Below are 24,830 nucleotides of genomic sequence, written 5' to 3'. Positions count from 1 at the left end.
TCCCGCCTTTCGGGGACTACCGGGTGCGGTCCGGGCCCACGAAGGGCCGCGCCAAAGGCGTCCCCTGAGGACGCTGCCGAGCGACGGCGCGGGCACGAGGGAGCGCACCGAAGGGACCGAAGGCCCCGCCTACGGGCGCCCGTTCTCGGCCGACGCGCTCCAGTACACGGCCTGGGCGACCTGCCCGAACATCCCCTTGGGGTGGTTGCGGAACAGCGGCTCGGTGCCGAACAGCACCACCGACGCGCCCCGCTCTGCGACTCCGCTGACCACGGACGCCTGCCCGGCGGCGTCCGCCTGGCCGCCGGCCCCGTTGCGGTCCGGCCGCCAGTGCCCGGCGACCAGCGGTGCCTCCCGCGCGTAGGACTGCTCCACGACCACCCCGTCGCCGAGGTCGGTGAACCAGCCCGGCCCGTAGACGAACGCGTGTCCGCCGGTCCCCGCCAGCACACCGTCGCCCCCGCTCACCCGCACGACGCCGTTGGCGTCCGAGCGCGCGGACCGCCGGGTGGCGTCCAGCAGTCCCGCCTGCTCGTTGAAGCGGGCCCCGGCGACTCCTCGGGCGACCACGCCGCCGTCGGCCAGGAAGGCGTCCAGGTCGGCACGCGCGTGCGCGTCGAGGTCGGCGTAGACCAGCCCGCTCGCCACGTACAGCACGTCCACGCCGCTCCAGTCGAACCCGGCGTTGAGCACCGACGTGGACACCGGCCGCAGGTCGAAGCCCATCTCGTCGAGGGTGAACACCTCGTCGGCGGCTCCCGCGACCGCCACGGTCGGCGTTCCCGACACCACGGCCTCCCCCGGACCGCCGCCTTCGGCGGCCCGGAACCTCACCCCGTACCGGTCGGCGAGCCCGGCGGCGTCGGCGTCCGCGGGCACGATCACGCCCCCGTGTCCGTTCCAGGCCACGTCCGTGCCGGAGGCGAGCAGGTCGTTGAGCGCGGCGACCTCGGCGCCGTCGTCCAGACGCAGTTCCCAGCCGCCCGCTCCGGCCTCGGCAACCGATCCGGTGGGCGAGGCGACGGTGACGGGCTCGGTCGACACCCCCGCCTCCTCCTGGACCGCCACGACGTCGGCGCCCCAGAGCAGCCCGTGGCTCCACCCGGAGATGTCGTACATCGCGCCGATGTCGTGGCTGATGTCCCGCCCGTCCTCCAGCAGGACGTTGGCCATACCGCGTTTGGGCTGGTGCATGTCCACGACGTAGGACCCGGCCGGGTACTCGCCGCCGTCGACGGTGAACGCCCGGTCCGCGCGCTCCACGCGCACGTCGTTGGCGACCAGGAAGTCCACCAGGCGGGCGGCGGCCGTGGCCGAGGGCTGCTCCTGCCCGGCGGGGATGACGTAGGCGCGCGGGAAGTCGGTCGTCCACACGTCCTCGGGCCCGAAGCCGGGCACCCACTCCTCCGGTGGAACGACCTGCTCCTCACCGGCCGCGCCCCGGCGGAACACCTCGATCTGGTCGCCGACGAGCTCGTCGCGGTGATCCTGGACGTAGGAGAGCGTGGCCTCGATCGTCGCGGCGGAGATGTCGGTGTTGATCGCCGACCTGCGCCGGAGCTCCTCCTCGCCGAGCCGGTCGTAGTCGGCGTTGTTCACCCGCATCGGGAACTCGATCGTGGCCGAGGCGACCGCGCCCTGGTAGGGGGCGTACATGGGTGTGAAGATCGGCGGCCAGTCGTCCCAGCCGTCCTCCCAGTCGCGGAAGGGGATCTGCGGCGGTTCCACGCCGTCGTCCTCGGGTGTGTAGCCGAGTGCGCCGATCGCCTCCTCCATGTCCAGCGCGTTGGCGTAGGTGTGCTTGATGTACAGGTCGTACTCGTAGTTCTGCCCGTGCGGGGGCGTGGCCGGCTCGATGAGCGTGCCGTTGACGTACCCGTGCTGGTCGAGCATCACCAGCGGCTGGGTGTCCTGCATGACCTGGCGCACGGCCACCGTCTCGGGCTGGGAGGCGGTGACGAAGTCCCGGTTGAGGTCGAATCCGGCGGCGTTCGCGCGCCGTCCGGCCACCCGGCCGTCCGGGTTGGCGCTCACCACGAAGTACAGGCGGGCGCCCGCGAGCAGTTCCGCGGTCGCCTCGTCCTCCGCGTCGGCCAGTTCCTCGACGGTGCGCAGGGCGGCGTCGGTGCCCTCCCACTCGTTGCCGTGGATGTTGGCGTTGACGAACACCGGCGACTTGTACCGCTCGGCCAGGGTGCGGTCGCGCGCCGCCCGGGCCGGGTCGTCGGCGATGAGTTCGCGCATCCTCTGCTGCTGGCGAGCCTCGCCGCGGGTCTCGGGCTCGGTGACCGTGACGAGGTACAGGTCCCGTCCCTCCACAGACGTGCCGACGATCTCCGCGCTCACCCGGTCGGAGGCGTCCTGGAGGTCGTTGAGGGTCGGCGCGATGTCGTGGTAGGGCACGAGCCCGAGCTTGACCGAGTGGTCGTCGGAGTCCTCGGGGTGCAGAGGAAGTTCGGTCCGGCGGGGGTAGGCGTCGTCGGGGTCCACGCCGACGGCGGGCGGAGCCGCGCCCGGCGCGGCGAGGGCGCGCGGACCCGCCCCGGTGAGGGCCTCGGTCCCCGCCGCGACCTCGTTGCGGTCGGGGCCGTTGCCGGACTCACGGCCGGGGCCGGGGTCGGCGACGGCGGGGGCGGCGGGCAGGGCGAGCACGCCGACGGCCACGAGGGCGGTGAGCGTACCGGTCAGTGGGCGCCGGTGCGGTGCCGGGGGCGCTGGGGGTCGTTGCACGGGGGTCCTCCTGTGGTCTCCCCGTTCCTATCGCCGGACCGGGGCCGGAACAAGACGTCCAGCGATGAAAACCGTGTTTCGGGCGACCTTCCGTCGGTCGCGGACCGCCTCGGGGGCGCACGGTGTCGTGCGTGGCGCGGCGGCTACCAGCACCTGGTGACCGGCCGGTCGTCCCATGACCATGCCAGTGGTCACAGAAGCGCGAAAACGCCTGTGCCCAAGGGATTCGCCATTGGTAATACGGATCACGCGGACAGCTTGGCAAAGCCGGGATTGCACTCCCCTGATCGCATGTTGGAGCCGGGGTGCGTCCCCGTAGGGATCGCTTCTTCCGCGCCCCGCCCCAGGCGGTTCACGGCGCCCCTGATCTCGCTCGACCTCCGTTCGCCATGCCCTGGAGCTCCCTGTGACACTGCTGTCCACACGCCCCGAGCGCCGCGCCCCCACGGCCGCCGCGCCCCTGACCGACACCGCCGCGGTGACCGCCGACCGGGAGCCGGTGGCCACCGCGCCCGGCACCGGCCGCGAGACGGTCGCCGAGCGCCGCCCCGCCGCGACCACCCTGACGCGCCGCCGCGCCCTGCTGCTCGTCGCCGTCCTGGGCGCGCTCTCCGCCATCGGTCCGCTCGCGACCGACCTGTACCTGCCCGCGCTGCCGCAGATCGCCACCGACCTGGGCACCAGCGAGGCGAGCGTCAAGCTCACCCTGACCTCGGTCATGGCCGGACTGGCCCTGGGCCAGCTCGTCATCGGCCCGCTCAGCGACCGCTGGGGCCGACGCGGTCCCCTGCTCATCGGCCTGGGCGTGTTCACAGCGGCCACGTTCGCCATCATGTTCGTGCCCGACGTGGCAGTGTTCAGCGTGCTGCGCCTGGTGCAGGGGGCCTCGGCCGCCGCCGGGCTCGTGATCTCCCGCGCCGTGGTCCGCGACGTCTTCGACGGAGAGGCCGCCGCGACGTTCTTCTCCCGGCTGGTGCTGATCGCCGGTCTGGCACCCATGCTCGGCCCCGTCATCGGCGGCCAGCTGCTGTTCCTGGGCTCCTGGCAGATCGTGTTCGGCGCGCTCGGGGCCGCCGGGCTCGTGACGCTCGTCCTCGTCCACTTCGCCCTGCCCGAGAGCCTGCCGGCCGACCAGCGCCGCCGGATCGGTGTGGGCGAGCAGCTGCGGGTGTTCGGTGAGCTGCTGCGCGACGTGCGCTTCGTGGGCCCCACGCTCACGCTCGCGCTGAGCTTCGGGATGAGCTTCACCTACATCTCCACGTTCTCCTTCGTGTCGCAGTCGCGGTTCGGGGCCAGCGCGCAGGAGTTCAGCCTGGTCTTCGCCGTCACCACCCTCGGGATGATCCTGGGCAACCAGGTCAACGTGGCGTTGATCCGCCGTCTGGAGATCCACCGCCGACTCCTGCTCGGCCTGGGCGGGGCCGTCCTGTCGGTCCTGGCCATCGGCGCTCTGGAGGCCGCCGGGAGCGCCGACCTGGTCTCGGTGACCGCCGCCCTGTTCGTCATGATGGTGTTCACCGGCCTGATCTCGCCCAACGCCACCGCGCTGGCCCTGTCGGGGCAGTCGGCCGCGCGGGCCGGGAGCGGATCGGCGCTGCTGGGCACGCTGCAGTTCGGGATCGGCTCCGGCCTGGCCGCCACCGCGGGCATGTCCGGTCCGGTCACCCTGTCCAGCATGACCACGGTCATGCTGGCCACCGCCGTCGGCGCGGCCGTGGTCTTCGCGGGCTTCGCCCTGCGCGCACGGCGCATGAGCCTGGCCGCCGCCTGAGACCGGCGCGCGCGGTGAGGGAACCTGGTCGCCGTCGGAGGCCGACGCGACACGTGAGACCGGGCGCCCACCGCAGGCCGGTGTGGCGCGCAGGAACCTGGTCACCGTCGAAGGCCGACGCGACACGTGAGACCGGGCGCCCACCGCAGGCCGGTGTGGCGCGCAGGAACCTGGTCACCGTCGAAGGCCGGCACTCACAGGAACCTGGTCACCGCCCGAGGCCGGTGTGGCGCACAGGTTCTGTCGGCGCCGGAGGCTAGCGTGACGCACGCACACCGAGTGCCGAACGAAGGAGCCTTGATGGCACTGCCGGCCCCCCGCGCCGCGTCCCTGACCGACGAACCCCCCGGCGCCTGGACGGACGTCCTGGCACACCTGGAGGAGACCGCCGGAACCGCCTGGCTGACGACCACCCGCCGCGACGGAGGGCCGCACACCCGGCCGGTCCTGGCGGTGTGGGTCGACGGGCGCGCGTGCTTCGCCTCGGGCGAGGGCACGGCCAAGTCCCGCCGTCTGGTCCGGGACGCCCGGGTCAGCCTCGCCCTGGACACCGGCCGCCTGCACGCCGTCGTCGAGGGGACGGCCGAACCGGTCCTGGACGCCGAGCCGCTGGAGCGGGTGGCGCTGGCCTACGCCGACCGGTACGGATGGGCACCGACCCCCGGGGACGGCTTCCTCACCGGCTCGCAGGGCGCGCCGACCGCGGGCCCGCCGCCCTACCGCGCGTACGCGATCGCGCCCGCGGCGGTGTACGCCTTCCCCGCCGGGGACGACCTCGGCCACGGCCCCACCCGGTGGACCTTCGACGGCTGAGGAGTCAGGACTCGGGCAGGTCCACCTGGATCTCGCCGCCGAGCCGGGCACCGCCCTCCAGGCGCAGGGAGTCCCCGCTCCAGAACCGCCCCGGATCGTAGTAGCCGGGCCGGCGCCCGGACGGCAGCAGGCCCATCGCCTCGTAGGTCAGGGCCACCACCTCCGCGCAGTAGGTGCTCTCCAGCGTGCGCTCCCGCTCGCGCCGCGCCAACGGCAGGCGGCGCAGCGGCACCCGGCCGCGCAGCCACCGTCCGGCCATCCGCGCCGAGGAGGGGAAGGGCGTGCCGTCCAGCCGGGCGACCGTGCGCAGGACCGCGTCCTCCATGGCCGTGTCGGCCACGGGGTCGAGCTGGCGCAGCCACGCCTTCTGGCCGTAGCGGCGACCCCACACCAGGACCGCGTCGCGCAGGTCGTGCAGCTGCACGCCGCGGTGGTGGCTTCCGGTCCACATGTCGGTGAGCGACCGGCCCAGTTCGGCGTGCCACATCAGCGGCGGGAGGTCGTCGACGACGACAGACATGCCCACGTGGTTCACGGGGCTGTTCGTGGTGATCTGGATGGCGCGGTCGGCCACGCTGGTTCCGCGGAACACCCAGGCGTCGCCGGTGCGGGTGATCTCCAGTGCCCTGTCCAGGGTGATGCTCGAACCTGTCACGTTCCGAACCTACCCCCGCCGGCGCCACCCGGCGCGCGCTCATGGCTGTAGCGTGAGGGCATGCGTTGGTGGAAGGTTCTCGGTGTGGCCGCGTTCGCGGGAGTGGCGGCCACCGGTGTGGCGATCGCCCGCGACGAGCGCAAGCGTCGCGCCTACACTCCCGACCAGGTCCGGGACCGGCTGCGCGAGCGTGTGGCCGAGGCGTCCCCGGTCGCGGAGGGCACGGAGCCGCCCGGCCCCGTCCCCGTGCCGGAGGCGGTGCGCGGCGGCCCGCTGGTCCGGGTCCGGGACGCGCTCGCACGCGTGCGGGACAAGGTCAGCACCGTGCGGGGCACGGTGCTGACGAGGGGCCGCTCCTGAGGAGCGTCGGGGTCCCCAAAGGGGCTCAGGCCTCGTTGCGGCTCAGTCCGTAGAGCGTGGCACCGGCCACCAGCCCGAAGAGGGCGTGGCCGAACAGGCTCCACATGGACGTCGCGCCCATGGGGAACAGTGCCATGCCGAGGAACGCGGGCATCAGCACCAACCCGCCGACCACCCACCAGGCCACTCCGTAGACCAGCCCCGCGGCCATCACCGGCCACACCCTGTCGCCGATGGCTCCTGCGAGCAGTCCGAACAGCACACCGATCGCGGCCGCGATGGCCAGGTGGACCACCGCACCGATGACGGCGTTGTCGCTGCCGACCAGCATGGCGACCATCGGCAGCATTCCGGTCATCGCCATCACGATCCCGAAGACGATGCCGCCGACGATACCGGCGACCGCGCCGCGCCAGGCGTGCGTCATCGCGTGGGAACGCGCGTGAGCGATCGTGGACATGAATCTCACCTCCCACGACCAGCGGTGCCCGTGGACCCTTCGAACCGCGGATCTCCGCCGGTCCTACCTGTCATTCTGCCCATTCGACGGCCGATTGTGCAGTCGTGATGATTGCGATTCGACCAATGGTCCCGTCGCCCTCGGGGGAGGATGGAGGTGGCCGCCCTCGGCGCCCCGCTCGGCCCCCTGGGCCGGTGCGGAGCACCGGACACATCGGGCCCGCCCGACCGGACCAACGCGCCCGACCCGTCCGGCACGCCCGACCGCCGAGCCCGCCCGACGAGCACGACACGACCGACGCAGGAGCCGCACCATGCCCGAAGAGTCACGCCGAGCCGTCCCGACCGCGCTGCCCGACGCCGACGTGATCACCGGCGCCGTGCCCGGTTCCTTCCCCCGGAGCGTGATGTGCGAGCGCCACCCTGCGCTGATCCGCAGGGTCGCCGACGCACTCCCCTACCCGCCGGAGCTGCGCGCGCGGCTGTCGGACCTGCGGGAGGAGGCCACCGAAGGGGTCATCGCGCCCTTGGACGAGGACGCGCACGACCACCGCGCGTGGCGGGAGTGGGGCCTGGCCGACCACGTCGGCACACCCTGGACGCGGGCGCCCTTCCTGTGGGCGGAGAGCTACTTCTACCGCCGCCTGCTCGGGGCACTGGACTACTTCGTACCCGGCCCGTGGCAGGGCGTGGACCCGTTCGCCCCCTTCAAGCGCGCGGAGCTGACCGGCCCGGAGGCCGCGGCCGAGACCGCGGCCCTCGACTCCCTCGCCGACCTCGCGCCGCGCGACCGGGACCAGGCCCTGCTGCGGTCGTCGCTGTGGGGCAACCGGGCCGACCTCGGCTTCCAGGTGGGCGGCGGCGACACGGGTGCCGCGGCCTCGGGCCTGGTGGCCGACGACTCGGCCCGGCTGTGGGAACTGCTGGAGGACCGCGCGGGCGGACGGGTCTGCCTGGTGGCCGACAACGCGGGCCGCGAACTCCTGCCGGATCTCGTCCTCATCGACACGCTGTTGACCACCGACCGTGCCCGTGAGGTCGTGCTGCACGTCAAGCCGGGCCCGTACTACGTCTCCGACGCCACCACGGCGGACGTCCTGGACGGTCTGCGCCACCTGTGCGCGGCGGGCGGCGCGGCCGAGCACATCGGCACCCGGCTGTGGCGGGCGATGGTCCACGGGCGGCTGCGGGTGCGGGCGCACGCCTTCTCCTGCGCACCGCTCCCCTACCGGGACATGCCCGGGGACCTGGCCGAGGAGTTCGCCTCGGCGTCGGTGACCCTGATGAAGGGGGACCTCAACTACCGGCGCCTGGTCGGCGACCGCCACTGGCCCGCCACGACCCCCTTCGCCGCGGTCACCGCCTACTTCCCCGGCCCGGTGGCGGCGCTGCGCACGCTCAAGTCCGACGTGGTGACCGGGGTGGACAGGACCACGGTGGACGAACTGGAGGCCGGCGAACCGGCGTGGCGGACCAGCGGCACGCACGCCCTGGTCCAGCTCGCCGGGACCTGACCGCGGCCGGGCGCCCCCGAGCCTGACCCCGATCCCGGTCCGGTCCCCGCGCCGCATCACCCGCCCACGGATCGAAGAAGTACGGCCTCCGGGCGTCGGCGGTATCGCGATAATCTGGGGCGGATGCGAAGGGTCGCCGACCGGGGAGGGAGCGCCCATGGTGAAGGAGGGCGCGGACGCCCGCGGGCGCATGGTCGCCGGGGCGGCCGACATGATCCGGCGGCGCGGGCTGGCCGCCACCTCGGTGCGGGAGCTGGCCGCGCACAGCGGCACACCCCTGGGCTCGACCTACCACTACTTTCCTCGCGGCAAGCAGCAGTTGGCCGCCGAGGCCGTGCGCTTCGCCGGAGTGGTCGTGGGCCACGGCCTGGCCGAGGAGCTGCGGGCGGGGCCGGTGGCGGGGCTGCGGGCGTTCCTGCGGGAGTGGAGGCGCACGGTGATCGACAGCGACTTCCGTGCGGGCTGCCCGGTGCTGGCCGTGGCGGTGGAGGAGCCGCCACGGGACGGGTCCTCGGAGGCACTGGCCGCGGCGGCCGAAGTACTCACGGGCTGGCAGGAGCTGCTGGCCGCGTCCCTGTGCGAGCACGGGGCCGAACCCGCCCGCGCGGCGCGCCTGGCCGCCCTGGTCGTGGCGTCGGTGGAGGGGACGGTGGCGCTGTGCCGCGCGCAGCGCGACATCGGCCCGCTGGACGACGTCACCCTGGAGCTGGAGTCCCTGATGCGGTCCGCGGTCGCGGACGCCTGAGCGCGACCGACCGGTCGCGGACGCGGACGCCTGAGCGCCACCGAACGATCGCGGACGGTTGAGCGCCGACGATCCGGTGCCGGCGGGCCGGTGCCGCCGGATCGCTTCGCGTGACCGGTACTGCGGACCGGCCCCCGCTCAGAGCCAGTCGCGGCGTTTGAACGCCACGTACAGCCCCACGCACACCAGGGCCATCAGTCCGAGCGAGAACGGGTAGCCGAAGGCCCAGTCCAGTTCGGGCATCCGGTCGAAGTTCATCCCGTAGACGGTGCCGATCAGGGTGGGGGCGAAGAGGATGGCCGCCCACGACGAGATCCGCTTGAGTTCGTTGTTCTGGGAGTGCCCGGCCTCGGCCAGGAGCTTCATCTCCTCGTTCTGGGCCTGGGAGACGAGGGTGGCGTTGACGGCCAGGATGTTCTGCAGCATCTGCCGGAAGCCGTCGACCCGCTCGGCGGCGGTGGTCGCGTGGTCGGCGACGTCGCGCAGCCTGCGCCGCAGCTCCTCGTCGGTGCCGTACTTCTCGAACCCGGCGGTGAGGTCGTCGGTGATGCGCAGCAGCGGCCGGGTGGCGCGCTGGAACTCGATCACCTCGCGGGAGAGCTCGTAGATGCGGCGCGAGACCCGCGGGTCGCCGCTGAAGACCTCGGTCTCGATCTCGTCGACGTCGTGCTGGAGTCCGGCGATCACCGGGGCGTACCCGTCGACGACGGCGTCCAGGACCGCGTACAGGACGGACTCAGGCCCCAGGGCCAGCAGTGCGGGGTCCTCCTCCAGCCGCCGGCGGACCGACGCCAGGTCGGGGACGTCGGCGTGCCGCACGGTGAGCACGAAGTCGCGGCCGACGAAGAGGTGGATCTCCCCGAACTCGACCTCCTCGGTCTCGTCGACGTAGCGGGCCGCGCGCAGGACCACGAAGAGGGTCTCGCCGTACCGTTCCAGCTTGGGGCGCTGGTGGGCGACGATGGCGTCCTCCACGGCGAGCTCGTGCAGGTTGAACTGCTCGGCTGCGGCCTGTAGCTGGGCCTCGGCCGGGCGGTACAGGCCGATCCAGGCCATGGTGGACCCGCGTGCGTCGGGCAACCGCCGGTAGATCTCCTCCAGGCTGTCCGGTGTGCGGACCCGCTCCCCGTCGCGGTAGAGCGCGGCGTCCACGACGCTGTGCTCCAGCGGCGCCTCGGAGACCGCGGACTCGTCGGTCGCCCGGGGGTCCATCGACCACTCCGGAGCGGGGTCCTGCCCCGGCCCCGGGTCGGGGCCGCCGGACCGCCGCGGAGACCGCGTGAACGGAATCCTGCCCCTGCGCACCGCGCGTGCTCGCCAGTCGGACATCTCGGGCCCCCACGGGTGGACGCGTGCCACGGCGCCGGGTCGCCCAACGCTGGCGGGGGCGGGTGGCGGCGGTCCTGTTCCCAGGTCGAACTGCTCGTCGGTGCCAGCTTAGGACGCTCCGGCGCCGTGGCCAGGGGCCACGCGCCGCTCGGCGGCGCCGATGTAGGCGCGCAGGGCCCGGCGGGAGCGGTCGAGCGTGTCGATGCGCTCGTCCAGGTCCTCCAGCCGGGCGCGCAGGGTGTCCAGGAGTTCGGAGCAGGGTTCGAGGTCGGGGGCGTCGCCGGTGGCGCACGGGAGCAGGTCGGCGATCTCCTGGGTGGAGAGCCCGGCGCCGAGGAGCCTGCGGATCTGGGTGACCGTCAGGACGGCGTCGTCGGCGTACTCGCGGTAGCCGTTGAAGCCGCGGCCGGGTTCGAGCAGGCCCTGGGACTCGTAGTAGCGCAACTGGTGGGCGTGGACGCCGGTCCGCCTGCTGAGTTCTCCGATCAGCACACCGCTGCCCTCCGCTTGACCTTCACACCGGTATGAACGTTCAGGATTCTGCCAGAACCCCGACGGACCGCCACGGGAACGGGCTCGCGGTGCCGGCCGGCCTCCCCTGCCCCGTGGGCAGCCGCCGACCGGCCGGTGGCCCCGGGGCACGGCGGTGGGGCCGCGCGGTGCCGATCGCACGGCAGTGTCGATCCCACTGGCGCGGGCCCCTCCGGGAGTACGGTCGTGACCTGTCGGAAGACGCACTGGAAGAGGACCCTGACATGACCACCACCCCGTTCGATCCCCGCGCCCTGCTCGCGGGGAGCAGGCTCGGTGTCCTGGCGACGATCAAGTCCGACGGCCGCCCTCAGCTCTCGCCCGTCATGCCGTTCTACGACCGCGGGGCCGAGGTCCTCTACGTGTCGATGACCGAGGGACGGGCCAAGACCGCCAACCTGCGCCGCGACCCGCGCGCCGCGCTGGAGGTCACCAGCGCCGACGGGGGCTCGTGGGCCACCGCCGAGGGCACGGTGACGCTCACCGGGCCGGGGACCGACCCGGACGGCCCCGAGGTCGACGCCCTGGTCGACTACTACCGGGCGGCCGCCGGGGAGCACCCGGACTGGTCGGAGTACCGGTCGGTGATGGTCTCCGACCGCCGGGTGCTGATGACGATGCCGGTCGAGCACGTCTACGGCGCCCGCCTGCGCTGACCGGCGGTCCCCGCCCGTCCGGGGCCGCGTGGCCGGTCGGCGTCGCCCGCGCGCCCCGGGCTCAGCGGGGCCCGGACCGGCGCAGGTCCTCGGGCTGGCGGCGGCCGATGCGCAGGCGGGCGCCGGACGGGCCGCCCACGGTGATCTCCCTGGCGGTCGGCGGTCCGGCCGGGGCCGTCCACGGCTCGTCCGCGCGGCCCTCGGGAACGAAGTCGGGGAAGTCGCCGCCCATGAGGTCCAGGGCCAGGCGGTGCCCGGACCGGAGCCGGTAGGCGACCTCCAGCAGGTCCACGACGACCGGTTCCCGGTCGAACGGCACGTCGAGCCGCAGCTGTCCCCGGGCGATGAGCTCGGCGCCGCCGTCCGGCGCGGTGTCCAGCAGCCGCGCGTGGACGGTGGCTCCGGCCCCGGCCCGCAGGGGCAGGTGCACGGTGGCGGTGCCGACGAGGTCGGTGTCGCGCTCGGCGGCGGGCCCGGTGAAGCGGAGTACGTCCGGGCGCTCGGCGACCGCGCTCAGGTCGGCCCGGTCGGCCAGGGCCGCGAAGGGGTTCGCGCCCGGGGAGGGGACGGGGTCGGCGGGGTCGCCGACCCACCGCAGCCGGCGCGGCTCGGGGTCCGGCTCGGCGGCCAGCCGGCGGACGGGGCCGGCGCACAGGTGGTACTCCAGGTCCGAGGCGTGCGCGGGCGGCCAGGCGTCGCTCTCGTGCCACGCGCCGTGGCAGACCTCGTACCGCACCCGCGGCAGCGCCGCCAGGTCGCCGGAGCGGCCGAGGACCGCGTCGAAGAACGCGATGGCGGGGTCGATGTACCTGGGCAGCAGGCGCTCCCGGGCGCCGGGGTCGGTGGCGTGGTCGTCGCCGGGGGCGATGGGCGCGTCGCCCAGCCAGTGGTTCTCGTGGTCGATGGCCTCCAGGCGCAGGTACAGGTGCGGTGCCCAGCCGGGGTCGCGGGAGAGGGCGCGCACGTCGTGCCAGGACCAGACGGCGCAGTTGTCGAACCATCCGATGGTGTAGAGCGCCGGGACCGGGGGGCTCGCCAGGAGGCTCTTCAGCGGCGGCGGTACGAACCGCGGGTCGCCGCCGAACTCGTCGTCGAAGGCGGGCGAGCGCTTCCCGAGCCGGTCGAAGAACGCCTCGAACCCCGCCGCGAGCGGGCGCCGGCTCCAGTCGGGCTCCCATTCGTAGCGGTCGGCGTCGACGTAGTGGGTGGCGAAGTAGAGCTTGCGGCTGGTCTGTTCGACGTCGCGCGTGCCGTCGCCGTGGTCCAGGACGGTCGAGAGCTGGGAGCCGGTCACGCGCGGCGCGATCGCCCGGAGCGCGGGGTGCCCGCTCATGGCCGCCGCGATGGCCGTGTACCCGTAGTAGGAGTCGCCCCACATCAGGACGTCGCCGTCGCACCAGGGCCGCCGGGTGATCCACTCGATGGTGTCGTGTCCGTCGTCGGCCTCGTGGACGGCGAACTCGGTGGCGCCCTGGGAGCGGAACTTGCCGCGCACGTCCTGGACGACGACGGTGTAGCCGCGGGCGCGGAAGCGGCGGGCGATGTCGGGCATGAAGCAGTAGGCGCCGTCCTTGTCGTAGGGCAGTCGGACCAGGACGACGGGGCCGGGCGCGCCGGTCCCGGCCCGGTAGAGGTCGGCCGCCAGCAGGACGCCGTCCCGCATGGGGATCGTGATCTCGGTGGCGTCCGGCGGCACGGCGGCCGGACCCGTCCGCTCGATGGTCAGCACGTGGTGCCTCCGTGGTTCGCGTGGGGTGTGAATTGCTGGTGTGGGCAGGGCGGGGGTGGCGCGAGGGGCGCGGGTGGTCAGAGCGCGTCGAGGGCGCGGCGGTCGCGGGCCAGGCGTTCGAGGTCCCAGCCCGGCCGGGGCACCGAGTCGATGAGCAGGCGGGTGTAGGGATGCGCGGGCTCGCGCAGGAGGCGCTCGGTCGGTCCCCGTTCGACGATGCGGCCGTGGCGCATGACCACGGCGGTCTCGGTGGCGTGGCGCACGACCGCCAGGTCGTGGCTGACGAACACGTAGGAGATGCCGGTCTCGCGTCGCAGGTCGTCGAGCAGGGCGAGGATCTGGGCCTGGACGGACACGTCCAGGGCGGCCACGGCCTCGTCCAGGACCAGAACGCGGGGCGCCACGGCGATCGCCCGGGCGATCGCGGCCCGCTGGCGCTGCCCCCCGGACAGCTCGCCTGGACGGGAGTCCCCCGCCCGGCGGCTGAGCCCGACCTGGTCCAGCAGCGCGTCGACGCGGGCGCGCACGTCCGCGGCCGGTCCCGGCGCGTGCAGCCGCAAGGGCTCGGCGACGGACTCGGCGACGGTCAGGCGCGGGTCGAAGGAGCCGTAGGGGTCCTGGAAGATCATCTGGAGCCGGCGGGCCCGCCGCAGCCGTGCGCGGCGCGAGCGCCCGCGCACGTGCTCGCCGGCGACCGCGACCTCGCCCGAGGTCGGTTCCTCCAGCCCGGCCAGGACGCGGGCGGTGGTCGTCTTGCCGGAGCCGGACTCCCCGACGATGCCGAGGGAGGCGCCGGGCGCCAGCTCGAAGCTGACGCCGTCGACGGCGGTGACCCGGCCGAACTTCTTGACCAGGGACGTCACCGTGAGGACGGGCTCGGTCATGGCTTCACCTGTTCCGGTCGCAGGCACGCGACGTGCGAGGTCCCGTGCGGTCGTGTGGCGGGCACGCCAAGTGCGCAGTCGTGGTCGGCGCGCGGGCAGCGGTCGCGGAAGGAGCACCCCGAGGGGGCCTCGGCGAGCGACCGGGGGCGCCCGCCGATCGCGCGCAGCGGGCCCTGGTCGCCGTGCACGGACGGGCTGGCGTCGAGCAGGGCCCGGGTGTAGGGGTGGGCGGGCGCGACGGCGAACGAGGCGCTGTCGGCCTCCTCGACGATGCGCCCGGCGTACATGACGTAGATCCGGTCGCACACGGCGGCGGCCAGGTCGAGGTCGTGGGTGACGAACAGCAGCCCGGTGCCGTGGGAGCGCTGGAGCGCGCGCAGGACCCCGACCACCTCGGCCTGGGTGGTGACGTCCAGGGCGGTCGTGGGCTCGTCGGCCAGGAGGAGTTCGGGTTCGGTGGCCAGGGCGCCGGCGATCATGATCCGCTGGAGCATCCCGCCGGAGAACTGGTGCGGGTGGCGCCGCATCGCGCCCGCCGGGTCGTCGATGCCGACCTGGTCGAGCAGGTCGACGGCCCGCCGCGCGGCCTCGCGCCGGGGGGTGCCCGCGGCGCGCAGGCCCTCGGTGAGGTGGTCGCCGACGCGGCGCAGCGGGTTGATGGCGGCGCGCGGGTCCTGGAAGACCATGGACACCCGGGTGCGACGCAGGTCGCGCAGGTCCGTGCGCCCCGCGGCGAGCACGTCGAGCCCTGCGGCGGTGACCCGCCCGGTCGCGCGGGCGCCCCGGGGCAGCATGCCCAGCGCGGTGCGGGCCGTGAGGGTCTTGCCCGAGCCGGACTCGCCGACCAGGCCGACGGTCTCGCCCCGGCCCACGCGCACGGTGACGTCGGCGAGCAGGGGCAGTGCCCCCTCGCGGGTGCCGATGGTCAGGCCCAGCCCCTCGACGGCGAGGGCGTCCCGGGTGGTCGTTTCCCGTACGAGCACGCTCATGTCTCCTCTTTCCCGCGGCCGGAGATGGATCCGCCCACGTGCTCGCCGATGACGTTGACGCTGACGACGGTCAGGAGAACGGCCAGGCCGGGCACGATGCCGCTCCACGGCGCCCCCTGGAGGATGGCGCTCTGGGCCTGGCTGATCATGGATCCCCAGTCGGCGTCGGGCGGCCGGACGCCGAGTCCGAGGTAGGACAGCGACGCCAGGTCCACCAGCGCGTAGCCGAAGGAGAGCGTCCCCTGGGCGATGAGCACCGGGGCGACGTTGGGCAGCAGGTGGCGCAGGGTCACCCACAGCTCTCCGAAGCCCATCACCCGGTAGGCCTCCATGTAGGGGCGCGCGCCCTCCTGGAGCGCCACGCTGCGCACGATGCGGCCGAGGAAGGGCGCGTAGCTGACGGCCAGGGCGCACACGGGCGCGGCCAGGCCCGGCCCGAAGACCGCCACGGCGATCATGGCCAGCAGCAGGCTGGGGAAGGCGAAGACGATGTCCATGCAGCGGGAGAGCACGGCGTCGACGCGTCCTCCGGCGCGGGCGGCGACCAGGCCGGTCGTGATGCCCAGGGCGGCCGAGAGCAGGACCACGCCCAGCGGAGCCAGCAGGGACAGCCGGGCACCGTACATGACCCGGGTGAGGACGTCGCGGCCGGTGGAGTCGGTGCCCAGCCAGTGGCCGGGCGTGCCCGGCGGCGCCAGGGCGTTCACCAGGCTCGTGGTGTCCGGGGAGTGCGGCGCCAGAAGGGGGGCCAGCAGCCCGGTTCCGGCGACCACGAGCAGGAACGCGGCGGCGAGTCGGACGCTGAGCGGGCGGTGCCGGCGCCGGCGGGCGGCGCGGGCCCGCAGCGCGGGGACGGTCAGTGTCATCGGGTGATCCCTCCCACCGTGACGCGGGGGTCGATGAAGGTCAGTGCGAGGTCGACGAGCGTGTTGACCAGGACGAACAGGACGACCGCGATGAGGGCGACGCCCTGGACGACGGGGATGTCGCGCCGGGTGACGGAGCTGACCAGCAGGGAGCCGACCCCGTCCAGCCCGAACGCGGTCTCCACCACGGCGGTGCCGACGAACAGCCCGGCCAGCAGCACGCCGATGACCGTGAGCAGGGGCGGCAGGGCGCCCCGCACGACGTGCCTGCGCACGACCGCGGCGCCGCCCACCCCGCGGCTGCGGGCGACCTCCACGTGCTCCCGGCGCAGTTCGGCGGCGAAGGCGGCGTTGCCGACCCGGGCGAGCACGCCGAACACGGCGATCGCCATGGCGGTGGCGGGCAGCGTCAGGTGCCACAGCCGGTCGGCGAACCCCGTTCCGGCGCCGGTGGCGGGGAACCAGCCCAGTCCGACGGAGAAGGTCGCCAGCAGCAGGATGGCGGCCACGAAAGGCGGTGTGGCGGTGGTGGTGGCGGCCAGCAGGCCCGCGATCCGGTCGACCGCGCCGCCCCTGACCGCCGACACCAGGGCCACCGCCGTGCCGAACAGCACGGACAGGGCCGCCGCGTACAGGATGAGCGGGACGGACACGTCGAGCCGGTCGGCGATGAGGGTGCTGACCCCGGTCTGGTAGTGCAGCGAGGCCCCCAGGTCCAGGCGCAGGGCGCCGCCGATCCATCCCAGGTAGCTCTGGACCGGGCCCTGGTCCAGCCCGTAGGCCTCGCGCACGGCCGCCAGCTGTTCGGGCGTCAGGCGTCGGCCGGCCGTCAGTGCCAGGACCGGGTCGCCGGGCACCAGGCGCAGGGAGAGGTGGATGAGGACGGAGGCGGCCAGGACCGTGGCCAGGGCGCCCAGGGCGCGGCGGGCGATCCAGGCCGAGAGTGCGCGTGCCATGGTCACCGACCGCCCAGTTCGACGGCCCACGGGGTGTACAGGTGGTTCTGGCGCGGGACGAGGCCGGCCAGGCCGGGGCCGTAGTAGACGTTGACGTACTGGGTGGCGATGGGGATGGTGACCAGGTCCTCGGCCATGATCGACTGGGCCCGGACCACCTCCTGGGCGCGGGCGCCGGGGTCCTCCAGGGCCAGCGCGGTGGCGATGGCGGCGTCGTACTCCTCGTCGCTGTAGCCGGAGAAGTTGTAGAAGCTCCCGGTGGTGAAGTACTGGTAGTACGCCAGCGGCTCGGGGAAGTCGAGGTAGCCGGTGGTCAGGAAGGCGTCGATGCCCTCGCGGGCCTGCTCGGAGGAGAAGACCGCGCCGAACTGCTCGGCGGTCAGGGGCTTGAGTTCCACGTGCAGGCCGGCCTGGGCGGCCGCGTCGGCGAGCGCGGTGGCGATCTGCGTCTCCTCCTCGACGGCCGTGGTGTAGGCCAGGACGATCGTCTCCTCGGCCGTGGTCGACCGGCCGGCCTGGTCCAGCGCCTCGTCGATGTCCTGGACGGGCGCGGGCAGCGCGTCGTAGGCCTGCTGGTACTCGTCCTCGGCGTAGCCCCAGGCCGCCGGGGGCACCAGGGCCCGCAGGGGCTCCGCGGCCCCCTGGTAGACGGAGTCGACGATGCCCTCGTAGTCGACGACCGCCTGCAGGGCCCGCCGGGTGGCGGTGTCGGCGAGCGCGCCGTCCTGGTCGATGACCGCCAGGAACGTGGGTGCCAGGCTCTCGCCGTAGAGCATGCTGCCCTCGGCGGCGAGCTGGGCGTGGGCCGCGCGCGGCACCCCGAACTGGCCGTCGGCGTCGCCGCTGGACAGGGCGGCGGCCTGGGCGTAGGGGTCGGTGACGAACGTGAAGCGCAGGTTCCGCACCCGGGCCCGGTCCTCGGTGTTCCACCACTCGTCGTGGCGGACCAGCGTGATCTCCTCGCCCTGCGACCAGTGGTCGAACCGGTAGGGGCCGGTGCACATCAGGCCGCCCGACGCGGTGCCGAAGCCGGCTCCGGCCGACTCGGCGAAGTCGCGCTGCACGACCTGGAAGGCGGGGGTGGCGAAGAAGTTGGGCACGAGCACGTCCGGCTCGGCCATGGTGACGGTGACCTCGTGGTCGCCGGTGGCCTCGACGCCGTCCAGCCGGGCGGACCAGCCGGCCCAGGGTGAGCCGAGTCCGGGGTCCAGGACGCGTTCGACGCTGTAGACGACGTCCTCGGCGGTGACAGGGTCGCCGTTCCAGAAGACGGCGTCCTCGCGCAGGTCGAAGACGTAGGTGAGCGGGTCGGGCTGGTGGAGCCCGGTGGCCAGGGCGGGTTCGCGCTCGTAGTCGGGGCCGAACGTGAACAGGCTCTCGCACATGTTGGCGGTGATCGTGCTGACCGAGTCGATGGCGGCGTGGGCCGGGTCCAGGACGGGCGGTTCCCCGCTGGGGACGTTCCAGGTGACGGTGTCGACGTCCTGGGTGGCGGCGGGCACGGAGGTGGTCGGCCGCGGGGCGTCCGCCTGCTCGGCGGCCTGCTCGCCGCCGCTGGAGCACCCGGCGAGGGCGCAGGTGGTGAGGAGGGCCGCGGCGAGCGCGGCCGGGCGTGGACGTGGCATGGGACGGGTCCTTACGGTGGTTGGTCGGTTGCGCGCGGCGCGAGGGGACGGGCGGCGTCCGCCGGGCGCGGCGCGGGGCGACGGGATGTGCGGTGGCGGTACCGCGGGGCCGGAGCGGGAGTGGTGCCGGGCGCGCGTGGCGGTGGTGGCTCGGCGGGCCCGGGAGGGCCCGTGAACTGGTGGTTCGTCAGGCCGTGCCCAGGACCGGGAGCTGTTGGGTCGCCGGAACCGGGCGGTGGTCGCTCGGCGGATCCGGAGGGGTCGCGGATGGCGGGCGTGTGCGGCCGGGATCAGGAGCCGGTCGCTCGGCGGAACCCGGAGGTGGTCACTCGGCGGGTCCGGGCCGGTCCGGGAGCTGGTGGCTCATGGGGACCGGGCGGTCGCCGTCGGGCGTGGAGGGCGCGGGGCGCGGACCGTCTCGGCGTCGCTCGGCCGCAGGTGTGCGCCTGTACGTGTGGGCCGGCGACGCACCGCGGTCGGTGGTCACGGGTGTCCCGGCGCGGGGAGCGGCAGGGGCCGGTGGGCCCCGACCGGTCAGGACCAGGGACGCGGGTGGTCGCCGCGGGCCTCGACGGCTTCGGCCGCGTCGAGGACGAGGTGTTCCTCGAACCGTCCGCCGATGAGCTGGACTGCCACGGGCAGGCCGTCGGTGACGGTCACGGGGACCGTGACGGCCGGGAAGCCGAGGACGGGGACGCTGGTCATCGGCCACATCGCGGCGAACAGTTGCGCCGCGCGCTCCGTTCCGCGCTGGTCGGCGTCCTGCTCGAAGGGCGGCTCCGCGCACACCGGGGTGAGCACGAGCCGGTCCGAGCCCAGGAGTTCCTGCAGGCGGGTGATGAGCGTCGCGCGCCGGGCCCAGCCGTCGATGTAGGTCTGCAGGGACGGCTCGCCCCAGACCGTGGCGGCGACCGCGAAGTGCATCTCCAGCGCGGTGCGGATCGCGTCGTCGCCGAACCGCTCGACCACCGGGAGCAGGGCCCTGGTGTCCTCGGTGAGCAGCAGCGACCACAGCCGGGCGGCCTCCCGCAGCAGCGGGGCGTCGTCCACCTCCTCCACCGCGTACCCGGCCGCGGAGAGCCGGGCGGCGGCGTCGGTCAGCGCCCCGTCCACGGCCGGGTGGTTGTCCGCGGTGCCGATGCCCCGGACGACGTGCACCTCGACCGGGCGCGCGGCGCGGGGACGGCGGGCCGGGATCGCGGGGACGCCGAACGGGTGGCGCAGGTCGGGCACGCTCATCACGTCCAGGGCCAGGCGGGCGTCGGCCACCGTGCGGGCCAGGGGCCCCTGGACGGCCCATGCCTGGACCGTGGGCGGCAGGTCCATCTCGACCGGGCCCCGGGGCGTGTCGGTGTGGACGGGCGGGGCCCAGTCCGAGACCCGGCCGACCGTGGGCCGGACCCCCACGACGCCGCAGCAGGCCGCCGGGAAGCGGATGGATCCGCCGATGTCGTTGCCCTGGGCCAGGGCGGTCATCCCGGCGGCCAGGGCGCTGGCCGCGCCCCCGCTGGACCCGCCGGGCGTGCGGTCGTGGTCCCAGGGGTTGAGCGTGCGGCCGTGCAGGTCGTTGGTGGAGAACCAGCGCAGGGAGAAGGCCGGGGCGTTGCTGCGTCCGAGCAGGATCGCGCCCGCCCCGCGCAGGGCGGCGACGCAGGCGGCGTCCTGCTCCGCGGGCCGGCCGGCGAAGGCGCGGACGCCGTTGCTGGTCGCGTATCCGCGCTGGTCGGTGTTGATCTTGGTGGAGACGGGGACGCCGTGCAGCGGGCCCAGGTCCGCGCCCGCGGCGACCGCGCGGTCGGCACGCCGGGCCTGGTCCAGGGCCTCCTCCGGCCGGACGTCGGCCAGCGCCGCCAGGTCGGTGTTGGCCTCCTCGACGCGGTCGAGGTGGGAGCGCACCACCTCGACGGCGGAGACCTCGCGGCCGCGGATGGCCGCGGCGATTTCGGTGGCGCTGTGCCGCCACCACGGTTCCGGTCGGTCTGCTGGTCGCATGGGCGCACCTCTTCGAAGGACGTCCCGACCGCCGCCGCGCCCTCGTCGGGGCGCGTCCGGAACGGTCGGAGGCCGGGGGATGGCGGTGTGCCGCACCGTTCCGGTACGGCACACCGATATAGGACACTGTCATACAACAGCGTTGTATCTCATGGAGAGCTTGCGCCGGACTCCCGCCGGTTGTCAACCCCCATGAGCCCCCGAGAACCGCTCAGACCCCTCCGGCGGCCCGCGCCGACCCCTGGCGCAGCAGGTCGATGACGGCCAGCGCGGCACGGGCTCCGCGTTCGGCCGACCAGGTCTCGGGGTCCTCCAGCGTGGAGAGCCAGTAGCCGCGAAAGAGCAGGTGGAGGACGTCCGCGCTCAGCGCGGGGTCGTCCGCGCCCGCCTCGCCGGCGAGCGCGGCCAGCTCCTCGTGGCTGCGGCGCGACGTGGTGCGCCGGTCCTCCTCGATGGCCGAGCCGGCACTGGGGCCCGCGCTGGCGATCTCCATCCGCAGCCGCCTGAGGACCTCGTCGTCTCGTTCGGTGGTGCACATCCACCGCGCGGCCACGCGCAGCCGGTCCTTCGCGGGAACGCCGTCGAGTTCGCCCTCCAGGTCGCGCGTCCAGTCCTCCTCGGCCCGGCGCAGGGCGTTGAGCATGAGCTCGGAACGGTTGGAGACGTAGTTGGTGATCATGGCCGTCGACCCGCCGAGCCGTTCGGCGACGGCGCGGATGGTGACGGAGCGGACGCCGCGTTCGCGGGCGACGTCGATGGTGGCGGCGGCGATCTCGTCGAGACGCCGGGCCTCGTCCACCTCGATCGGCATGTTCGGACCTCTGCTGGGTTGACGTGTGGGGTACGGTCCTGCAATGTTGTCATACAACAACGTTATATAAACCTGCGCGCTCGTCGCCCCGCGCCGCGAGCGGCGGCCACCCCCTGGGAACGGAACGATCCGATGACCTTCGCACCCTCACTGACCTTCGCCTTCGAGATCCGGGCCCGGGTCGCCGAGCCCCTGCACGTCGGCCACGGCGACGGCGAGCGCACCGAGTTCACCCCCATCACCGGCGGCACCGTGGACGGCCCGCGCCTGACCGGCACCGTCCTGGCGGGCGGCGGCGACTGGTCCGACACCCGCGGCGACGTGTGCGCCCTGGAGGCGCGCTACCTCCTGCGGGCCGACGACGGCGCCGTCATCGACATCGTCAACCGCGGCTACTACCACGAGGGCCGCGCGTGCCCCGACCAGTTCGACGGCGGCCTCAAGGTCGCCGAGTCCGGGGTGTACTTCCGGACCAGCCCGGTGTTTCGCACCGACTCCCCCGCGCACCGCTGGCTGGCCGAGACGGTCTTCGTCGGCCTGGCACGGGCGGAGGAGGACCACATCGTCATCCGCTGCTACGCCCTGGACTGACGCGACCGGCACGGGCGGCGGAAGGCGCTCACCCGTCCCCGGGGCTCGCGCGCGAGGGCCCGGAACCGTTCGGACGCGGGGCCGCCCCGGCGAGCCGGCCGGGCCCCACCCGCAGGCCCGGTCGTTCACGGTCGAGAAGTTGACTAAGCTGCCGGAGTCCCCTCATTCCGTACGAGCACGTCCGGCACGCCCGAGCCGACACCGGCTCCCCCGACCGGAGCTGAACACAGCCAGGAGCAGAACCCTCCGTGTCCCTCATCGAAGCAGTCATCCTCGGCTTGGTCCAGGGGCTGACCGAGTTCCTCCCCGTCTCCTCCAGCGGGCACCTACGGGTGGTCTCCGCGTTCTTCGGCTGGCCCGACCCCGGAGCGGCCTTCACCGCCGTCAGCCAGCTCGGTACCGAGCTCGCCGTTCTGATCTACTTCCGGCAACGGATCATGAAGATCATCTCCACCTGGACGCTCTCGCTGTTCCGGCGGGAGCTGCGCGGCGACATCAACGCCCGCATGGGCTGGTACGTCATCATCGGCTCCGTCCCGATCGTCGTCCTGGGCCTGCTGCTGGAGGACCAGATCGAGAGCGTCTTCCGCGACCTGCGGCTGACCGCCCTGACGCTGATCGTCTTCGGCGTCTTCCTCGGCCTGGCCGACCGCTACGGCAGCAAGGTCCGCGGCCTGGACGAGCTCAACGTCCCCCGCGGCCTGACCTTCGGCCTCTTCCAGGCGCTCGCGCTGATCCCGGGCGTCTCCCGTTCCGGCGGCACCATCACCGGCGGGATGATCCTCGGGTTCAAGCGCAAGGAGGCCGCGGAGTACGCGTTCCTGCTCGCCCTGCCCGCGGTGTTCGGGTCGGGCTTCTACAAGCTCACCGACATCGGTGAGAACGAGTACGCCGGGTGGGGCGCCACGATCGTGGGCACGCTCATCGCCGGTGTGGTCGGATTCATCGTCATCGCGTGGCTGATGAAGTTCATCTCCACGCACAGCTTCATGCCGTTCGTCTACTACCGCATCGGCCTGGGCATCCTCGTCCTGACCCTGATCAGCTTCGGTGTGCTCGACCCCCAGGGCGGTGCCGAGTCGCAGAACGCCCGCGGCGAGGTGGTCGCCGAGGAGACCGTCGACGAGGACGCTGACGAGGACCCGGGCACGGACGGGGCGGCGTCGCGGGACGAGCCGTCCGCCGAGCCCAGCGAGGAGCCCTCGGCCGACCCCACGCCCCGGATCGACCCGACGACCGGCTGGGAGATCGATCCGGAGGCGGGGCTGCCCCGCAACCCCGAGACCGGGCTCTACCACGACCCGCAGCTGGGCATGGACGTCGACTACGACCCGGCCACGGGCTTGGCCACCAACCCGGTGACGGGCGAGCAGTACGACCCCGCGCCGGCCGAGTGAGCCGAATCCGTGCCGCCGTCGGCCCCGGTCCGCCCCGGACCGGGGCCGACGGCGTTACGACACGCGGAGGGGCTCCACGTTCCCACTCCCCCGTGGCCGCGGCCCCGCTCCGGGCGACGAAGGCTCACGTTCCGCCGGGCCCCACCACGCGGTGGCCGTCGCTCAGCAGCCGGATGGCGATGACGAGTTCCAGCAGGTCGGCGAAGGCGCGCAGGTCGCAGCCGGTCCGCTCGGCGATCCGGTCGAGCCGGTAGTAGGCCGTGTTGACGTGCAGGTGCATCGCCTGGGCCATGGCCCTGGCCCGCAGATCGTGCGCGGCGTAGGCCAGCACCGTCTCCACCAGGGTCCCGCCGCGGGACAGGTCCTCCTCGACGAACCTGCGCAGCTCCGGGCGGACGAGCCGCCGGGCCGTGGCGTCGTCCCGGAGCACGAGGTAGTCGAAGGTCGACATCAGGGGCAGCGGTACGAGCCCCGCCGCACCGCCCAGGCCGTCCCTGGCCGTGCACGCCTCGGTGTAGGCCTCCGGAACGGCGGCCACGTCCGCGTGGACGGCGCTCAGGCCCACGGCCAGGTGGACACCGGCGTGCGAGAGCTCGTCCAGTGCGCGGCGCAGCCGCTCGACCACCGCCCCGGCGGCACGGGCGTCGGCCGGTGCCAGGGTGGTCACCTCCTGCTGGCGGACGACGGTGAGCCCGGGAGCGCGCTGCGCGAAGGCGCCGCGCAGGGCGGCGGCGACGTCCGGCAGGGTGTGCTGGTCGGGCAGCGGGGCGACCGGCAGCGCGGTCGCGACGACCAGGCCCACGCCCGGGTCCAGCCCCGCCGAGGACAGCAGCGACCGCTTGGGTCCCGGCAGGATCTCGTGGCCGGCCAGGAGGTCCTCGAACACGTCGCGGCGCAGCCGGTCGAGTTCGGCCACCTCGTGCTGCTGGGCGTCGAGGTAGGCCTCGGCCGCCACGGAGCTGCCCACCTCGATCAGGTGCATGACCCGGCTGACCAGTGCCATCGCCGCGTCCCGCACACCCGGGTCCCGGCGCGCGACCGCGCTGACGCCCTCCCACAGGGTGAGCTGGCCGACACGGAAGGCCTGGAGGAAGTCCGAGAGCGACACCCCCTGCCGGACCCTGCTCCGCGCGTGCTCCGCGGTGGAGGGGAAGTCGGCGGGCTGGACGAAGCGGTCCTCCTTGACGCTGGTGACCAGCGCGTGGAACACCTGACCGACATGGTGGGCGAGTTCAGCGCGCAGACGCGGATCGGCGCTGGCGCGGTAGGCGGGAACCTGCTCCCAGATGCGGTCGACCGCGTCGAGCGTGATCTGCTCCATGGACGGTTCGAGCGCCTCGACGACCCGCCGCAGATCCGCTTCCATCACGTGTGCCCCACCACTCGCCGCCGTCCGTGCGCCGCCACCGTCACCGCCTCCAGGTATT

At 74.0% G+C, this 24,830-nt stretch carries 22 protein-coding genes; 8 read left to right on the top strand and 14 right to left on the bottom strand.

The features are described from left to right. Positions 1 to 129: 129 nt before the first annotated feature. Positions 130 to 2,730, bottom strand: coding sequence for a M14 family zinc carboxypeptidase (locus tag ADL05_RS13045; RefSeq protein WP_197285787.1), 2,601 nt, complete (start codon positions 2,728 to 2,730; stop codon positions 130 to 132). A 499-nt stretch (positions 2,731 to 3,229) separates the two neighbouring features. Here ADL05_RS13045 and ADL05_RS13040 point away from each other — a divergent pair, with 499 nt between their 5' ends. Then, positions 3,230 to 4,501, top strand: coding sequence for a multidrug effflux MFS transporter (locus ADL05_RS13040; protein ID WP_369800937.1), 1,272 nt, complete (start codon positions 3,230 to 3,232; stop codon positions 4,499 to 4,501). A 300-nt stretch (positions 4,502 to 4,801) separates the two neighbouring features. Beyond that, positions 4,802 to 5,314 (top strand): pyridoxamine 5'-phosphate oxidase family protein, encoded by a 513-nt coding sequence (locus ADL05_RS13035; protein ID WP_053617200.1) that lies wholly within the window; start codon positions 4,802 to 4,804, stop codon positions 5,312 to 5,314. A 4-nt stretch (positions 5,315 to 5,318) separates the two neighbouring features. Here ADL05_RS13035 and ADL05_RS13030 read toward each other — a convergent pair whose 3' ends face one another. After that, the gene (locus tag ADL05_RS13030; RefSeq protein WP_053617228.1) at positions 5,319 to 5,954 is read right to left on the bottom strand and encodes a hypothetical protein; all 636 of its coding nucleotides are present in this window, start codon (positions 5,952 to 5,954) and stop codon (positions 5,319 to 5,321) included. A gap of 75 nt (positions 5,955 to 6,029) precedes the next feature. Here ADL05_RS13030 and ADL05_RS13025 point away from each other — a divergent pair, with 75 nt between their 5' ends. Next, positions 6,030 to 6,329, top strand: coding sequence for a hypothetical protein (locus tag ADL05_RS13025; protein ID WP_369800936.1), 300 nt, complete (start codon positions 6,030 to 6,032; stop codon positions 6,327 to 6,329). Positions 6,330 to 6,354: 25 nt separating this feature from the next. Here ADL05_RS13025 and ADL05_RS13020 read toward each other — a convergent pair whose 3' ends face one another. Continuing rightward, a complete protein-coding gene (locus ADL05_RS13020; RefSeq protein WP_053617198.1) occupies positions 6,355 to 6,789 on the bottom strand; it encodes a DUF5518 domain-containing protein in 435 nt (144 codons plus the stop codon). Between the two features lie 313 nt (positions 6,790 to 7,102). Here ADL05_RS13020 and ADL05_RS13015 point away from each other — a divergent pair, with 313 nt between their 5' ends. Together ADL05_RS13015 and ADL05_RS13010 are read left to right on the top strand one after the other, a co-directional pair. Next, complete coding sequence (locus ADL05_RS13015; RefSeq protein WP_053617197.1) at positions 7,103 to 8,302, top strand: damage-control phosphatase ARMT1 family protein; 1,200 nt, start codon at positions 7,103 to 7,105, stop codon at positions 8,300 to 8,302. A gap of 157 nt (positions 8,303 to 8,459) precedes the next feature. Beyond that, a complete protein-coding gene (locus tag ADL05_RS13010) occupies positions 8,460 to 9,047 on the top strand; it encodes a TetR/AcrR family transcriptional regulator (protein ID WP_053617196.1) in 588 nt (195 codons plus the stop codon). 138 nt (positions 9,048 to 9,185) lie between these two features. On the opposite strand, the gene ADL05_RS13005 is transcribed toward ADL05_RS13010, so the two are convergent. Beyond that, a complete protein-coding gene (locus ADL05_RS13005; protein WP_053617195.1) occupies positions 9,186 to 10,376 on the bottom strand; it encodes a magnesium and cobalt transport protein CorA in 1,191 nt (396 codons plus the stop codon). Positions 10,377 to 10,484: 108 nt separating this feature from the next. Continuing rightward, positions 10,485 to 10,868, bottom strand: coding sequence for a MerR family transcriptional regulator (locus ADL05_RS13000; RefSeq protein WP_053617194.1), 384 nt, complete (start codon positions 10,866 to 10,868; stop codon positions 10,485 to 10,487). 263 nt (positions 10,869 to 11,131) lie between these two features. On the opposite strand from ADL05_RS13000, the gene ADL05_RS12995 reads away from it, so the two are divergent. Continuing rightward, complete coding sequence (locus tag ADL05_RS12995) at positions 11,132 to 11,563, top strand: PPOX class F420-dependent oxidoreductase (protein ID WP_053617193.1); 432 nt, start codon at positions 11,132 to 11,134, stop codon at positions 11,561 to 11,563. Between the two features lie 61 nt (positions 11,564 to 11,624). Here the strand turns inward: ADL05_RS12995 and ADL05_RS12990 are convergent, their stop codons facing one another. From ADL05_RS12990 to ADL05_RS12955, 8 genes are all read right to left on the bottom strand, one after another. Further along, positions 11,625 to 13,292: a CocE/NonD family hydrolase gene (locus tag ADL05_RS12990; protein WP_053617192.1), complete on the bottom strand. Its 1,668-nt coding sequence runs from the start codon at positions 13,290 to 13,292 to the stop codon at positions 11,625 to 11,627. 77 nt (positions 13,293 to 13,369) lie between these two features. Further along, a complete protein-coding gene (locus ADL05_RS12985; RefSeq protein WP_053617191.1) occupies positions 13,370 to 14,176 on the bottom strand; it encodes an ABC transporter ATP-binding protein in 807 nt (268 codons plus the stop codon). Continuing rightward, positions 14,173 to 15,165 (bottom strand): ABC transporter ATP-binding protein, encoded by a 993-nt coding sequence (locus ADL05_RS12980; RefSeq protein ID WP_053617190.1) that lies wholly within the window; start codon positions 15,163 to 15,165, stop codon positions 14,173 to 14,175. Before ADL05_RS12980 ends, ADL05_RS12985 begins: the two co-directional genes overlap by 4 nt. After that, entirely contained in the window at positions 15,162 to 16,031 is an 870-nt protein-coding gene (locus ADL05_RS12975) for an ABC transporter permease (protein ID WP_082376354.1), read from the bottom strand. The genes ADL05_RS12980 and ADL05_RS12975 overlap by 4 nt, the downstream gene beginning before the upstream one ends. Next, complete coding sequence (locus ADL05_RS12970; protein ID WP_156365832.1) at positions 16,028 to 16,987, bottom strand: ABC transporter permease; 960 nt, start codon at positions 16,985 to 16,987, stop codon at positions 16,028 to 16,030. The genes ADL05_RS12975 and ADL05_RS12970 overlap by 4 nt, the downstream gene beginning before the upstream one ends. 2 nt (positions 16,988 to 16,989) lie before the next feature. Beyond that, positions 16,990 to 18,612: an ABC transporter substrate-binding protein gene (locus ADL05_RS12965; RefSeq protein WP_053617188.1), complete on the bottom strand. Its 1,623-nt coding sequence runs from the start codon at positions 18,610 to 18,612 to the stop codon at positions 16,990 to 16,992. A gap of 534 nt (positions 18,613 to 19,146) precedes the next feature. After that, positions 19,147 to 20,604: an amidase gene (locus tag ADL05_RS12960; protein ID WP_053617187.1), complete on the bottom strand. Its 1,458-nt coding sequence runs from the start codon at positions 20,602 to 20,604 to the stop codon at positions 19,147 to 19,149. A gap of 211 nt (positions 20,605 to 20,815) precedes the next feature. Continuing rightward, entirely contained in the window at positions 20,816 to 21,415 is a 600-nt protein-coding gene (locus ADL05_RS12955) for a TetR/AcrR family transcriptional regulator (protein ID WP_053617186.1), read from the bottom strand. A 132-nt stretch (positions 21,416 to 21,547) separates the two neighbouring features. On the opposite strand from ADL05_RS12955, the gene ADL05_RS12950 reads away from it, so the two are divergent. Beyond that, positions 21,548 to 22,006 (top strand): DUF3237 domain-containing protein, encoded by a 459-nt coding sequence (locus tag ADL05_RS12950; protein ID WP_053617185.1) that lies wholly within the window; start codon positions 21,548 to 21,550, stop codon positions 22,004 to 22,006. Between the two features lie 248 nt (positions 22,007 to 22,254). Next, positions 22,255 to 23,403, top strand: coding sequence for an undecaprenyl-diphosphate phosphatase (locus ADL05_RS12945; protein WP_053617184.1), 1,149 nt, complete (start codon positions 22,255 to 22,257; stop codon positions 23,401 to 23,403). 124 nt (positions 23,404 to 23,527) lie between these two features. Here ADL05_RS12945 and ADL05_RS12940 read toward each other — a convergent pair whose 3' ends face one another. Next, complete coding sequence (locus ADL05_RS12940) at positions 23,528 to 24,769, bottom strand: CdaR family transcriptional regulator (protein ID WP_053617183.1); 1,242 nt, start codon at positions 24,767 to 24,769, stop codon at positions 23,528 to 23,530. Between the last annotated feature and the right edge of the window lie 61 nt (positions 24,770 to 24,830).

It is taken from the genome of Nocardiopsis sp. NRRL B-16309 (assembly GCF_001279585.1).
In the GTDB taxonomy this organism is placed as follows: Bacteria; Actinomycetota; Actinomycetes; order Streptosporangiales; family Streptosporangiaceae; genus Nocardiopsis.
Note: the sequence above shows the minus strand (reverse complement) of the source record. Positions and strands in the feature narration are given on the sequence as shown.

What these genes read in the sequence shown, in the direction of transcription:
- ADL05_RS13020 (WP_053617198.1), bottom strand. Translation starts at nt 6,789, where the DNA reads ATGTCCACGATCGCTCACGCGCGTTCCCACGCGATGACGCACGCCTGG.
- ADL05_RS12980 (WP_053617190.1), bottom strand. Translation starts at nt 15,165, where the DNA reads ATGAGCGTGCTCGTACGGGAAACGACCACCCGGGACGCCCTCGCCGTC.
- ADL05_RS12965 (WP_053617188.1), bottom strand. Translation starts at nt 18,612, where the DNA reads ATGCCACGTCCACGCCCGGCCGCGCTCGCCGCGGCCCTCCTCACCACC.
- ADL05_RS12985 (WP_053617191.1), bottom strand. Translation starts at nt 14,176, where the DNA reads ATGACCGAGCCCGTCCTCACGGTGACGTCCCTGGTCAAGAAGTTCGGC.
- ADL05_RS12995 (WP_053617193.1), top strand. Translation starts at nt 11,132, where the DNA reads ATGACCACCACCCCGTTCGATCCCCGCGCCCTGCTCGCGGGGAGCAGG.
- ADL05_RS12975 (WP_082376354.1), bottom strand. Translation starts at nt 16,031, where the DNA reads ATGACACTGACCGTCCCCGCGCTGCGGGCCCGCGCCGCCCGCCGGCGC.
- ADL05_RS13010 (WP_053617196.1), top strand. Translation starts at nt 8,460, where the DNA reads ATGGTGAAGGAGGGCGCGGACGCCCGCGGGCGCATGGTCGCCGGGGCG.
- ADL05_RS13015 (WP_053617197.1), top strand. Translation starts at nt 7,103, where the DNA reads ATGCCCGAAGAGTCACGCCGAGCCGTCCCGACCGCGCTGCCCGACGCC.
- ADL05_RS12960 (WP_053617187.1), bottom strand. Translation starts at nt 20,604, where the DNA reads ATGCGACCAGCAGACCGACCGGAACCGTGGTGGCGGCACAGCGCCACC.
- ADL05_RS12955 (WP_053617186.1), bottom strand. Translation starts at nt 21,415, where the DNA reads ATGCCGATCGAGGTGGACGAGGCCCGGCGTCTCGACGAGATCGCCGCC.
- ADL05_RS13025 (WP_369800936.1), top strand. Translation starts at nt 6,030, where the DNA reads ATGCGTTGGTGGAAGGTTCTCGGTGTGGCCGCGTTCGCGGGAGTGGCG.
- ADL05_RS13005 (WP_053617195.1), bottom strand. Translation starts at nt 10,376, where the DNA reads ATGTCCGACTGGCGAGCACGCGCGGTGCGCAGGGGCAGGATTCCGTTC.
- ADL05_RS12970 (WP_156365832.1), bottom strand. Translation starts at nt 16,987, where the DNA reads ATGGCACGCGCACTCTCGGCCTGGATCGCCCGCCGCGCCCTGGGCGCC.
- ADL05_RS13035 (WP_053617200.1), top strand. Translation starts at nt 4,802, where the DNA reads ATGGCACTGCCGGCCCCCCGCGCCGCGTCCCTGACCGACGAACCCCCC.
- ADL05_RS12940 (WP_053617183.1), bottom strand. Translation starts at nt 24,769, where the DNA reads ATGGAAGCGGATCTGCGGCGGGTCGTCGAGGCGCTCGAACCGTCCATG.
- ADL05_RS12950 (WP_053617185.1), top strand. Translation starts at nt 21,548, where the DNA reads ATGACCTTCGCACCCTCACTGACCTTCGCCTTCGAGATCCGGGCCCGG.